Origin of the sequence: Anditalea andensis, assembly GCF_000714815.1 — a bacterium.
In the GTDB taxonomy this organism is placed as follows: Bacteria; Bacteroidota; Bacteroidia; order Cytophagales; family Cyclobacteriaceae; genus Anditalea; species Anditalea andensis.
In genome coordinates this window covers 352,466-364,559 of the sequence record NZ_JMIH01000022.1, presented here as the reverse complement: position 1 = coordinate 364,559, position 12,094 = coordinate 352,466, and the positions used below count along the sequence as shown (strand labels likewise).

The following is a 12,094-nucleotide window of genomic DNA, read 5'->3' as shown; positions in this document are numbered from 1 at the left end:
ATAATGGAATTACAATTTGATTAAAACCTGCGAGTGCGGCATTGTATTTTGATCCAATACTCCGAGCTAAAATTCATTTGTATTACCTGGTAGTATACCTAGGGATTCTTGATATAATTACAAGTTCTTGATTTTCAGATAAATTCTTAAAAAAATAATAACACAAAAACCCCGGAATCAGCTGTTTAAGGCTTTTTTCGGGGTTTTCTTTTTTGTATTTTAATGTTGCAAAACAACAATACTATGAAAGGTATATACCCGCTTCCACTTTTCAAAGATTTCGATAGATATTCTCCAAAATATCACTTTTTCAAGAGTATATTGCTGGGACAGGTACATGATCCCATACCATGGGACGACCTTGTGGCCTGTCTTAAGACGAAACCTTCCCGAAGGGGCGCCTGCTGGTTCGGTGGCAAAGGAATTTTTGCACTCATGTTTCTGAAAGCCTATCTTAACGTCAGTGACCGACAGCTGCTGGGGCGTTACAATCCGGACTGGTCCCTGCAGTACTTCTGCGGTAAGGTGCTTGCCGATAACCAGCAGATAAAGGAAATGACCAACATGACCAGAATCCTATTGAAAAACACTGTGAATGGAAAAAAATACAGGAGGTTCTTATCAGTCACTGGTAGCATGATGTCAACAACAGCCATGTACTTCTGATGGATGCCTCTTGTTACGAATCATACATCAGATACCCAACAGATGTCAAATTGCTCTGGTAATGCTGTGAATGGGTTTTTGAAAAGCAGCAAACAATAATATCCAATGTATATTATGAATCCATCACAGTTTCTAATGAAGTAGTGTAATCAATTCCTTTTACCAGATCATTTCCTGAAACATCCTGAAAGCTCAAGTATAAATTATATCAAATAGACTCTGGTGGTTAATTCATGGTACCGAGATCACAGGAAGAAAAACAATATAATTAAAGCCAATAGGCTTACTATTCTTAAAGTTTTTATAGCATTATTGTTTTATAATATAATAATCTTGTTGATCCTGTTTACTACTTTCATGATCTGATTTCTTCCGTCTTCAGGTCAATACCACAAAAATTACCGTTCCCAGTGCTGCCATACATGAGCAGAGAATAAATCGCCGCTACATTTATAGCTGAAATGGCTCTGGTATAAATCCCTGTTCCTGGAAGATTATATCGGTCTGTTGAAAAAATTCTTAGCCTGCATCTATCCGCTCTTTTCCAAGTTTCCATGAGTGGATGGTTTTAAGATGTGGACCATCTGATCAGGCTGCAGTGCTTAAATCATGAATTATTACTTTTATGCTTAATCACCATAACCTTTAGTATATCTAAAAAATACATAAAGCGAATATCAGTGGTGTGGTGTGCAAATAATAAATATTATAATAATTTAAAAGAGTCTATTAATTAAAAAAAGCCTGATCCGTATAAATCAGGCTTTTTTTTATAAATATATATTTTATTACCTATTAATTAGCAGCTGGTCTGGCAGGAGGCGTTACGCCCAATTTAGCCAATACCAAATCTGTAAAGTTGTCATCATCTTTGGTATAAAGCAATACAGGTGCCTGTCCTGCTGTTTCTGAGAATACATGGGTATAATTGTTTTCAGCAGCCACAGCGTTGATTGCATTGAAAACTTTAGTCTGAACAGGCTCTAATAGCTCCTGAAGTTTTCTTTGGTAAGAAGTCTGCGCATCCTGCTCAAACTGCTGGATATCTTCCTGTAATTTTTGCAACTGTTGTTCCTTTTGAGTCCTTGCTTCATCTGTCATGGTAGGGGCAGACTGCTGATAAGATTGTACCTGTCTTTGAAAATCCTGAGATTTAGTCTGTACCTGAGTTCGCAACTGACCACTGTAATCTTGGATATCGGCACCTATCTGCTCCATTTCAGGCATCAAGTCCATGATGTAATCGATATTGGTATAGCCGATCTTAACATTTGTCTGAGCCTGGGCTACGAATCCTAAGCAAAATATAGCAATTGCTGAAAGGATAATTCTTGCTTTCATAATCTGGTTTTTAATTTAATTGTTTATTTGTTTTCTTCTATTCCTAATTCTTCTATGACAAAGTCAGAATAATCATGCCTTGGATCGGTATAGATCATCGACAGACCAGATGCCTTATCAAATAAGATGGCCAAATTGTTTTTACGGGAAACCCGCTCTATGGCGTCAAATATCTTGGACTGCAAAGGTTGTAGGAGTTCTGCCTGCTTTTGGTAATACTGGCCGTTGGTCCCAAATACCCTGTTATTGAAAGCATTGGCGGCCGTTTCTTTCTCCCTGATCTTGGCAGTTCTTTCTTCGTACATTTCCTCTGTCAGCAAAACTTCTTCTGCCTTTAATGCATTGTACATTTCCTGGATCTCCTTTGTCAAACTTTGTGCCTCTTTTCTCCACTCTGCCCCTATGGCAGTGATCTCCTCCTGTATGGTTTTGTATTCAGGATGTTTGTTCAATATATACTCCGAGTCTACATAACCTATCTTTTGAGCCAATGATATATTTATCGAAGTATACGACAATACACTGAACAAAAGTAATAATTTTAGACGATTTAACATATTATCTAAACTGCTGTCCGATGGTAAAGTGGAACTGCGCACCACTTGGTGTTCTTGAGCCCGGTGCCGGATCGAATCCATAACCCCAATCAATACCCAATAAACCAAAGGCCGGCATAAATATCCTAGCCCCTAATCCAGCGGACTTTCTCAGGTTGTAAGGATTGAAATTAGCATAACTGTCCCAGACATTCCCTGCCTCAGCAAAGCCCAACAGGAATATCGTAGCTGATGGATTAGGCGATACCAGGAACCTTAATTCCATGACATGCTTGTTATAGGCGACACCGCCTCCGCCGCCCCCCTGAGAGCCAGGGGTATCCCCACCTTGTATGACTTGGTTTTCATATCCTCTCAGTCCTATGATCTCACGTCCAAGTGCAAAGTTATTAAAGGTCATTCCGTCACCCCCCATTACAAATCGTTCTAGTGGAATCATCCCCACCCCACTTCCATAAGAGCCCAGATAGCCCATATGGGTCCTTGCACTGACCACAAGTTTGTTCATCCCCAGTACTGGGGTATAAAATGAGGCGTCAAACATCCACTTATGGTATTCCAGCCATTTGAAGCGTTCCTCATCAGGTGACTCCCGGTCTATGTTTGGATTTAAAGTAGCGTAAGGTGGGGTAAAGCTGGTACTAAGTGATATATTAGATCCAAACCTAGGGAATATGGGGCTATCTACGTTATTTCTTGAGACAGTAGTATTCCAGGCTAAGCTGTTCGCTCTACCGGTATTATAAGAAAGTCCAAAAAAATTGCCATAATTATTAAATTCATAAATCTGAAACTGGAGGGAATTACTGAAAAAGAAGTAATCATCCGGCCAGGTAACCCTTCTGGCCAGGCCAAGTGTCGCTCCAGTAATTTTAAAGAACCCAAGTTCGTCACCTATATTTCCCTGCATGCCGCCTCCAAGGCCCATACCTCCAAGGCCTAATCCTCCAATGCCCCTGTTGATTTGTCTCTGAACCGAATGGTTAATACTGATGCTAAGTGCATTGGGCTTTTTCCCACCAAACCAAGGCTCTGTCAGCGACATACTGTAGTTTTGGAAGAAACGTCCATTGGCCTGGACCCGCAGGGAAAGCTTTTGGCCATCACCTACCGGGAGGGGTCTCCATTTATCAAACTTTCCGATATTTTTAATAGAAAAGTTATTGAAAACCAATCCAACAGTACCCACAAAACCCATAAACCCGCCCCAACCACCGGAAAGTTCAATCTGATCATTGGGTCTTTCTTCCAGTTTAAAAATAATGTCTACAGTAGCGTCTTCAAAATTAGGCCTCATGTCAGGATCAATGTTCTCGGGATCGAAATAGCCCAACTGGGATAGTTCTCTGATCGTCCTTACCAAAGCTGCCCTGTTAAACTTTTGCCCAGGCAAAATTTTGATCTCCCTCATGACCACATGGTCACTGGTTCTTTCGTTACCTTCTATCGAAACACTGTTTACCGTAACCTGAGGGCCTTCAAATATTCTCATTTCCATATCAATGGAATCTCCCTGCACATTGACCTCTACTGGATCTATATTAAAGAATAGATAACCATCATCCTGATAAAGTGAACTCACATCATCCCCGCGCTGCGGGTCATAATTTAAACGTTTCTCTAATCTCTCTTTATTATAGATGTCCCCTTTACTGATCCCAAGTTTGGCCATGAGCACATCATCACTATGTATATAATTACCCTGAAATGTTATGTTTCTGTAATAATACTGGTTCCCTTCGGAAATATCCATGTTGATATTGATGGTATTTTGGCCAAACGCATAGACAGAATCCCGAAGGATTTCCGCATCTCTATAGCCCCTGGTCTGATAAAAGTTCACCACATTATCCTGGTCCTCTCTGAACTCCCTGCCTACATATTTAGAAGAATTAAAAAAGTTGAGCTTGAAATTTTTATTGATATAAGTCTTGACATCCTCATCGCTTACAGGATTCCTATAGACGATGGCTTCTTTCACATCCCTTGCTCTGGCATTGGTCAATCTAGAATAAAGGTCTTTGAAGAAATGAACACGTGCATGCTCATTGGTATTTTTCATTTTGCCCTTGATCCTACGATCAGAGATGTTCTCATTTCCGGAAATAGCGATCTCATTGATCCTTACCTTGGAATTACGGGCTACATCAAAACGCAGCAATACGGAATTTGGAAGGGTGGTATCCCGTACCTGTACTACTTTTACTTCGGTGTTTAAAAATCCTTTATCTACGAAATATTGCCTGATGGTCCGCTGGGCGTTGTTCAGCACATCATCCCTTACTACCCGTCCGCGGATTTTAACTTTGTCTCTGAGTTCACTTTCCTGGGTCTTATTTACCCCTGTAAATTCTACCCGACTAAAGCGGGGTCTTTCTGTCAGGTCTAAAAGAAGATGGATATCATCTCCTTCTATCTTGGTGACCAAAATCTTCACATCACCTATAATACCCTGTCCCCACAATTTTTTAAGGGCATTGGATATCTGGTCACCTGGCACTGTAATTTTATCATCTACCCTTAAGCCCGATAAAGAAACTATAGCATTTTCATCTAAGGTGGCCAATCCTACTGCAGATATCTCCGCTATCCTAAAGGATCGGGGCTTACTATAATCCAGTTCTAAAATATCTACCGGCTTTGCGCTGGAATACCTGCTCTGGCCCAAGCGGATCTGGCCTTCGGTCATTCCTGCATAAAGAAGGAAAAATAGCACTACTAAAATTCTTTTCATCTGTAAATTTTCTTTTCAAAGGTCATAACTTGTCCCGTACCGACTGTCGGGATGAAATCTCACAATTGATATAATCATCCCGGTGTGTGAGCTTTTGCTCATGCTCGATTTCACCAAATTATGATTTAATCTGCGCACCTGTCTTTCCGAAGCGCCTCTCTCTTTTCTGATAATCGAGTATTGCTTCAAACAAGTGCTCTTTTCTAAAGTCCGGCCACAGGACATCTGTAAAATACAGCTCCGTATAAGCCATTTGCCAAATTAGAAAATTGCTAATGCGCAACTCTCCGCTGGTCCTGATCAGCAATTCTGGATCAGGTATATGCTTTGTAGTCAGATGGGCAGCAATCAGTTCTTGGTTGATATCTCCCTCTGACAGTTCTTGGTTGACTACTTTTTTGACGATGTGCTTTATAGCCTGCTCTATCTCCCATCTTCCACTATAGCTCAGCGCCAGTATAACTGTCAGGCCCGTGTTTACAGAAGTCTGTTTCATGACAGCCCTTAGGTTCTTTTGGCACTTTATTGGTAAGCTTGAGATGTCTCCTATAGCAGATAGCTGGATATTATTGTTCATCATGGTGGGTGCCTCGCTGGCTATACTGTTAATCAGTATTTCCATCAGTGCACTGATTTCATCTTGGGGCCTTGCCCAGTTTTCAGTGGAAAAGGCATACATGGTAAGGTACTCCACGCCCAGGCTGGCAGCCCCTTCTATGGTATCCCTCACTGCTGTGAGTGCATTTTTATGCCCAAATACACGCATGGCTCCTTTGTTTTGCGCCCAGCGCCCGTTGCCATCCATGATTACCGCTATATGACGGGGGATTCTGTCCTTGTCTATCGCTTCGATCATTCTTTCTTAATCCGAACTGTAAATTTTAGAGGTACAAAAATGCCATTTCTTTTTTAATTATCTATTCTAATAGCCAATTAATTAATAACTAAAGCATTTCACCTGATGGAAGGAATAGCTGAGTGTCACGCCCAAAAAATAATACCAGTCCTTATCGTCCCTAGATCCGTAATTTAAGCCTGCCGGATTTACCATATTCATTCCAGGATTATCTGGGTCAGGAATAAATCTTTCCAGATATACTGTGTTGTGCTCGATCTTATCCAAATAGTCGGTAAAGGTAGCCCTTATGCCCGCCTCCACGGTCATAAACAGCCTATCTCTAAGCTTGTATTTCACCCCCGCCCCAATAGGGATGACCGGAGTTCCTACACTATAGCGGCCATCTGGTTCAGGACCACCATTCCCTCTTCCGGAAAAAAAGGTATAACCCAGCCCAAACATAGCAAATGGCGAGAACCTAAAGGCGGACTGCGGAGACAGGTAATCTAGAAAATGGTATTCGGCCAGGATATGTGCTTCCAATGCAGAGCCTTGGAAATAGGCATCTCTTTGGATGGCCATGGCATCTATAGGACGCTTCTCATCTGCCCCGTTTAAACGGGCAAATGCAAGACCACCCCTTACACTCCATACATTGTCAAAATTTCGTCTGCCAAATAACGTACCTTGAATACCGATCTGAGTAGGATCTACATGCCGGATGATATCCCCGGTATATGTAGCGCCTCCAAGACCCAAGCCCACCTCGTATTGTTGTGCAGATGCATCAGTCATGGACAGTAGCAATAGGGATCCAAACAGTATCCCGAAACACAGGTTGAGAAATCTGGCTTTTTTCAAGGCATCGCAATTTATAAAGTAGTAAACGAATTAAAAACACACATTGGTATTTTCAGGGTTAATATATGTTAAGAGGATGACCGGTGACTGATGTCTCCTCATCAATTCCGCATATCAAATCCCCAGTTCAATTTCTGACGTAAGGTATCAAAAAAATTATAGTCATAAAACTTTACCAACTTGGCTACAAACTTTTCTTTCCTGACCGTAAGCTGGATTTTGGCGTCTACCGCAGTAGATCTTGAGTCCAGCGATACCAAAAATTTCTTGCTCCTACCTTCTATCTTAAAGGTGATCTTGCTGTCGTCGGACACGATCATGGGACGCACATTAAGATTGTGCGGGCTTACCGGGGTGAGTACAAAATTTTTGGCCACCGGAGATATTAAGGGGCCTCCACAACTGAGTGAATACCCCGTGCTACCTGTGGGCGTAGATATAATAAGGCCGTCAGCCCAGTAACTATTCAGGTATTCTCCATCTATATATGTGTGCACAGTGATCATAGAAGAGGTGTCCCTTTTATGGATGGTAAATTCATTCAGACCGTATGAAATCCCGTTAAAAAGCGTCCTATCAGCATCCAGCCCTATCAAAGCCCTGTCTTCGACCGTAAACTGCTTATCAAACAGGACCTGTATGGCTTTTTCTACCTCTTCTTTAGCTATAGTAGCCAGAAAGCCCAATCTACCGGTATTGATGCCGACTATAGGGACTTCATATTCACCGACAAGGGCCACAGTATCCAAAAAGGTACCATCCCCTCCTACGGATATGACAAAATCCATAACCGAAAGCCCTTCCCTTTGAGTTAGAATTTCTGATTCAGATGACTCTACACCTGTTTTTTTTAGAAACTTATAAAATGGCTCTGTGAAAAAAATCTTTGCACCGTGATGGTGCAAAACCGACAGTAATTGCTCTATGTATGGAATAAATTCTTTTTGAAAACTTAAACCATGGACAGTTATATTCATTTTGGAAATTTGTATCTTCTCTTTTAAAAATGGATCAGAAATGTTATAAATCAATCATTAGAACCTTCAGAAACCTAAATTAAATATCCAGGAAACGCATCAGATTCCCCAGCCGGTCATGTTCTGAACTGATGCCTGTTTCTTCCTGGTATTGGTCAATTATCCTGTATCCAAAGCGCTCTAAAGTAGCTTTGATATGCCTAAGTTCGGTTTTATCCACTTTTATGGTAACTTTAATCTTGCTGGCATCAAGGGGGTCATTACTGATGAAACTACTGAGTACTTTGGCATTTTCGGATTCGATGACCCTGGAAATTTCAAACAGGCTATAATCGGTCATATACATGGATAGAATCAAAACCCCTCCCTGCGACTGGATGGATAAGGTATCTGCAAAAGCCGAAACAGCATCTTCCAAGGTAATGACGCCATGATATACACTTTCCCGGTCTATTACCGCCACCATCACGGCATGATGCTCTGAAGCCACTCTCAGGACATCATAGATGTGCTTGTCCTTAAATACATAACAGGCCTCTGCCTCCAGATCCATGTCTTTTATGGTTAGTTCGCCATCATTGAGGTTATAGATCATTTCATCTGTTACCAAACCCTTAAAGAAGCCGGCATCCACCACGGGCAATGTATTGGTTCTGATACTTTCCATCCAAGTAAGCGCCATACTTACCTTGTCTGTATATTTTAGAGGGGGAATAAGGTTATTGATATATTCGTATGCCTGCATATTGTTTAAAGGTATTAAATAGTTTCCAAAATATAAAACGGGATTATGTCTGGTGATGTTCACTATTTCATTCAAACGCCGTACGTTTAAAAACAAAAAGTATCAATAATATCTTCAAAAAAATAATTGGTTCCCACTTAGCAGAGCCTTTTCATCAAATGTTCTCCTTTTTACTATCATAAAATGAATTTTTGCCAATGCAGGAAGTAAGCTGTTTTTTTTTAATAAAATCCAGCCAATACATGCCCTTTGACATTAACATCCTTCCATAAGGGTCCGTCACTACCCTAAAAGTAATAAATAGCCCAAGATGAGAGTTCAGGTATCTATTTGATTTATTACAGCATTCATAACAATTGCCCTAAAAACTTTTCACCAAAATAATGCCCGCCCCAAACGAAAAGAGGGATATTGCACTGCCCGATTGGGGATATTGCTTTATAACAGAAGGCTAACAAAAGCGAGAAATAACTTCCACCTTCGGGATTTTTTGTACCTTGCAGTCAACCCAGTTTTATGGGAAATGCTTATACTTTCAATGTATTGACATCATGCAGGGGCTGTTTATTAAATAAGTTGGTTAACTAAGTCATATCGTCCTGGGAGGCCTGTTATACAAAAGCCAAGAAATCATCCTGCCCGGCAACCCAAGAGGATCGAAAACAAAAAATTATAATAAAACGAACTCCAGCATGAAGATTAGCGCACACACTGGGATGATTATAATAATGCAAGATTCTCCTGAATAAATTAGGAACAGGTTATTCCGCTTCCTTCGTCACGGGACAAGTCTTGGCCATTAAAAAACAATTACAAACAGATGAAAACAAGCTTATGCGCTAGAGCGCTATATTTACCTTTTTTGCAGGTATATACGCCACTTCAGACTGTTTAATATAGCTATTGACCCAATTTGTAATAAGTTCTAATCCATACTCGGTTAAATAGGCTTCTGGGTGAAACTGGATGCCTACAACGGGAAGGTAGCTATGGACGATTCCCATGATCTCTTTATTATCGGTTTCTAATATGACTTCCAACACATCCGGAAGATTTCTCAGTTCTAAAGAATGGTAGCGGGTAACTTTAAAATTAGCAGGAAGTCCTTGCAATACGGGGTGTTCCATAGTTTTATTGACCCTATGCACTTTACCGTGGACGGGTTTTTCTCCCCTCACCAGAGCTGCACCAAAAAATTCTCCAATAGCCTGATGGCCAAGGCAGATTCCAAGTACAGGTAGCTTATCATGGTAATAAGATAATATATGCATCAAATTACCTGCTTTGCCAGGGACCTCTGGACCCGGAGATAAAATTATGCCTTCATACTCTTGCTCGATCAGATCTGACAGCAAAACATCGTTGCGCACGATCTTCAGGTGTGCACCAGCCTGCCGGAGATAGTCCGCCAGCATATGGGAGAAAGAATCGAAATTATCAATCAGCAGTAACACTGGGTCCTATGTCTACAAGTTTACGAATAGAATTTACAGATTGGTCAATTATCGGTGTGTAGGAATCCAGAAATGCCACTGCAGAAGGAGCCAAAGGAGTGATCACAGGGTAAACTACCGAATCCTCCGTTACTTCTTTGGGCACATTGAAATCAAAGGAATGCGCTACCCATAGCAGTAAACTGATCATAAATGCCCACTTAAACAGGCCCAATATGGCTCCTGCAAAATTATCGAATGCGCCTAAGATCGTAAGGTCCATAGCTTTTTTAATAGCAAAAGCTATCAACCGCAGCGAAACCGTGACTATGAGAAATATAATGATAAAGGCCACAAAAGGCAACATAAAGGTAAGGCTCTCCACGTTACGGGACAGTACCTCTGCACCCCAATGCATAAATCTGAAACTAAATATGATCGCTATAAAAAAAGCCACGATAGACAGTAACCCTATAAATAATCCCTTTCGGTATCCACTAAAGGTACCTATAGCCAGTAAAATAAGAATAATAATGTCTATCGGGCTCAATTATATTTATGCTAGTAAGGTTTTGACTTTCTGGGAAATCAACTTACCGTCAGCCTTGCCGGCCAGCTGCTTAGTAGCCACACCCATTACCTTGCCCATATCCTTAGGACCATCGGCCCCTACCTGGGTAATAATCTGCTTAAGCACAGCCTCTACCTCCTCTTCTGTCAGTTGCTTTGGCATAAATTCACTGATGATTTCCAGTTCAGCCAGTTCAACACCTGCCAGGTCTTCCCGGTTCTGTTGCTGGTATATTTCTGCTGAATCTTTTCTTTGTTTGGATGCTTTGGTAAGCAGCTTTAATTCCTCCTCTTCAGAAATCCCCTTATCGCCTCCTGTTTTGGTCTCTTCGAGCATAATCAGGGATTTAATGGAGCGTAGCGCTCTCAGTCTATCCTTATCTTTGGCCAGCATCGCCTGTTTAATTTCACTTTCTACACGTAGCTTTAAACTCATTGGTCTTTTGTTTGTGTTATAATGTGTAAATTTAAAGCAAAATTAAGCCATTAATTCTTGAAAATGACCAAACTCAGTGTAAATATTAACAAAATCGCCACTTTAAGAAATGCTAGGGGCGGTAATAATCCTGATGTGGTAAAGGTAGCGCTGGATGCCGAAAGATTCGGTGCCCAGGGGATCACGGTACACCCTAGACCGGATGAAAGGCATATCCGCTATCAGGATGTGCTGGATCTGAAAGAAGCCGTAACCACTGAATTTAATATAGAAGGCTATCCTGACAAAAGGTTGATGGAGCTGATCAGAACTGTGAGACCTGAACAGGTTACCCTGGTACCCGACCCCCCGCATGTACTGACGTCCAATGCAGGCTGGGACACCATCACTCACCAGATCCAACTAAAAGATATCATTGCTGAACTGCATACCTATGGCGCCCGGGTATCTATTTTTATCAATCCAGAGTTAAAGTATTTTGAACCGGCAAAAGAAATCGGTACGGATAGGGTGGAACTATATACAGAACCTTATGCAGCGCTTTTCCCTAAAAGCAAACATGCAGCCGTCAAGCCATTTGTAGAAGCGGCACATCTGGCCAAAAAACTGGATCTGGGTCTGAATGCCGGCCATGACCTGGACCTGCATAACCTCCGGTTTTTAAAAGAAAGCATACCGTTTCTGGATGAAGTCAGCATAGGACATGCCCTGATCTGTGATGCACTGTATTACGGATTGGAGAATACCATACAGATGTATAGAAGACAGCTGGAGTTTTAAAAATAGTCCGAAGACAGATGGAAAGTAGCATTGGCCTAAAATATTCTATACTATTGCTTGCCAGATTGACAAACCGTGAAATCGAACATGACGTTGAGCATCACATTCTGGGATGATTGCCGGCACTAGCGAGATTCCATCCCGACCTTCGGAACG

At 41.4% G+C, this 12,094-nt stretch carries 13 protein-coding genes; 2 read left to right on the top strand and 11 right to left on the bottom strand.

The genetic code is table 11. The annotated features are described in order from the left end of the window. Positions 1-243: 243 nt before the first annotated feature. Entirely contained in the window at positions 244-666 is a 423-nt protein-coding gene (locus EL17_RS14455; RefSeq protein WP_164675090.1) for a hypothetical protein, read from the top strand. Positions 667-1,021: 355 nt separating this feature from the next. On the opposite strand, the gene EL17_RS14450 is transcribed toward EL17_RS14455, so the two are convergent. The 11 genes from EL17_RS14450 to EL17_RS14400 form a co-directional block, all read right to left on the bottom strand. Further along, on the bottom strand, positions 1,022-1,222 hold the full coding sequence (locus tag EL17_RS14450) for a hypothetical protein (protein ID WP_035075431.1): 201 nt from the start codon (positions 1,220-1,222) through the stop codon (positions 1,022-1,024). 239 nt (positions 1,223-1,461) lie between these two features. After that, positions 1,462-2,007 carry an OmpH family outer membrane protein gene (locus tag EL17_RS14445; RefSeq protein WP_035075430.1) on the bottom strand — a complete coding sequence of 182 codons (546 nt, stop codon included), beginning with the start codon at positions 2,005-2,007 and terminating at the stop codon, positions 1,462-1,464. 23 nt (positions 2,008-2,030) lie between these two features. Further along, a complete protein-coding gene (locus EL17_RS14440; RefSeq protein WP_035075428.1) occupies positions 2,031-2,564 on the bottom strand; it encodes an OmpH family outer membrane protein in 534 nt (177 codons plus the stop codon). Between the two features lies 1 nt (position 2,565). After that, a complete protein-coding gene (locus EL17_RS14435) occupies positions 2,566-5,298 on the bottom strand; it encodes a BamA/OMP85 family outer membrane protein (protein WP_035075418.1) in 2,733 nt (910 codons plus the stop codon). A 118-nt stretch (positions 5,299-5,416) separates the two neighbouring features. Next, on the bottom strand, positions 5,417-6,154 hold the full coding sequence (locus EL17_RS14430) for an isoprenyl transferase (RefSeq protein WP_035075416.1): 738 nt from the start codon (positions 6,152-6,154) through the stop codon (positions 5,417-5,419). 81 nt (positions 6,155-6,235) lie between these two features. Then, a complete protein-coding gene (gene porG, locus EL17_RS14425) occupies positions 6,236-6,997 on the bottom strand; it encodes a type IX secretion system protein PorG (protein ID WP_035075414.1) in 762 nt (253 codons plus the stop codon). 101 nt (positions 6,998-7,098) lie between these two features. Continuing rightward, positions 7,099-7,974 carry an NAD kinase gene (locus EL17_RS14420; protein ID WP_035075545.1) on the bottom strand — a complete coding sequence of 292 codons (876 nt, stop codon included), beginning with the start codon at positions 7,972-7,974 and terminating at the stop codon, positions 7,099-7,101. A 79-nt stretch (positions 7,975-8,053) separates the two neighbouring features. Next, positions 8,054-8,719 carry a CBS domain-containing protein gene (locus EL17_RS14415; RefSeq protein WP_035075544.1) on the bottom strand — a complete coding sequence of 222 codons (666 nt, stop codon included), beginning with the start codon at positions 8,717-8,719 and terminating at the stop codon, positions 8,054-8,056. A gap of 839 nt (positions 8,720-9,558) precedes the next feature. After that, positions 9,559-10,173, bottom strand: coding sequence for an anthranilate synthase component II (locus EL17_RS14410; protein WP_035075405.1), 615 nt, complete (start codon positions 10,171-10,173; stop codon positions 9,559-9,561). After that, a complete protein-coding gene (locus EL17_RS14405; RefSeq protein WP_035075403.1) occupies positions 10,157-10,702 on the bottom strand; it encodes a CvpA family protein in 546 nt (181 codons plus the stop codon). Before EL17_RS14405 ends, EL17_RS14410 begins: the two co-directional genes overlap by 17 nt. A 6-nt stretch (positions 10,703-10,708) precedes the next feature. Continuing rightward, entirely contained in the window at positions 10,709-11,158 is a 450-nt protein-coding gene (locus EL17_RS14400) for a GatB/YqeY domain-containing protein (protein ID WP_035075401.1), read from the bottom strand. Between the two features lie 63 nt (positions 11,159-11,221). Here EL17_RS14400 and EL17_RS14395 point away from each other — a divergent pair, with 63 nt between their 5' ends. After that, positions 11,222-11,938 (top strand): pyridoxine 5'-phosphate synthase, encoded by a 717-nt coding sequence (locus tag EL17_RS14395; RefSeq protein WP_035075398.1) that lies wholly within the window; start codon positions 11,222-11,224, stop codon positions 11,936-11,938. Positions 11,939-12,094: the final 156 nt, after the last annotated feature.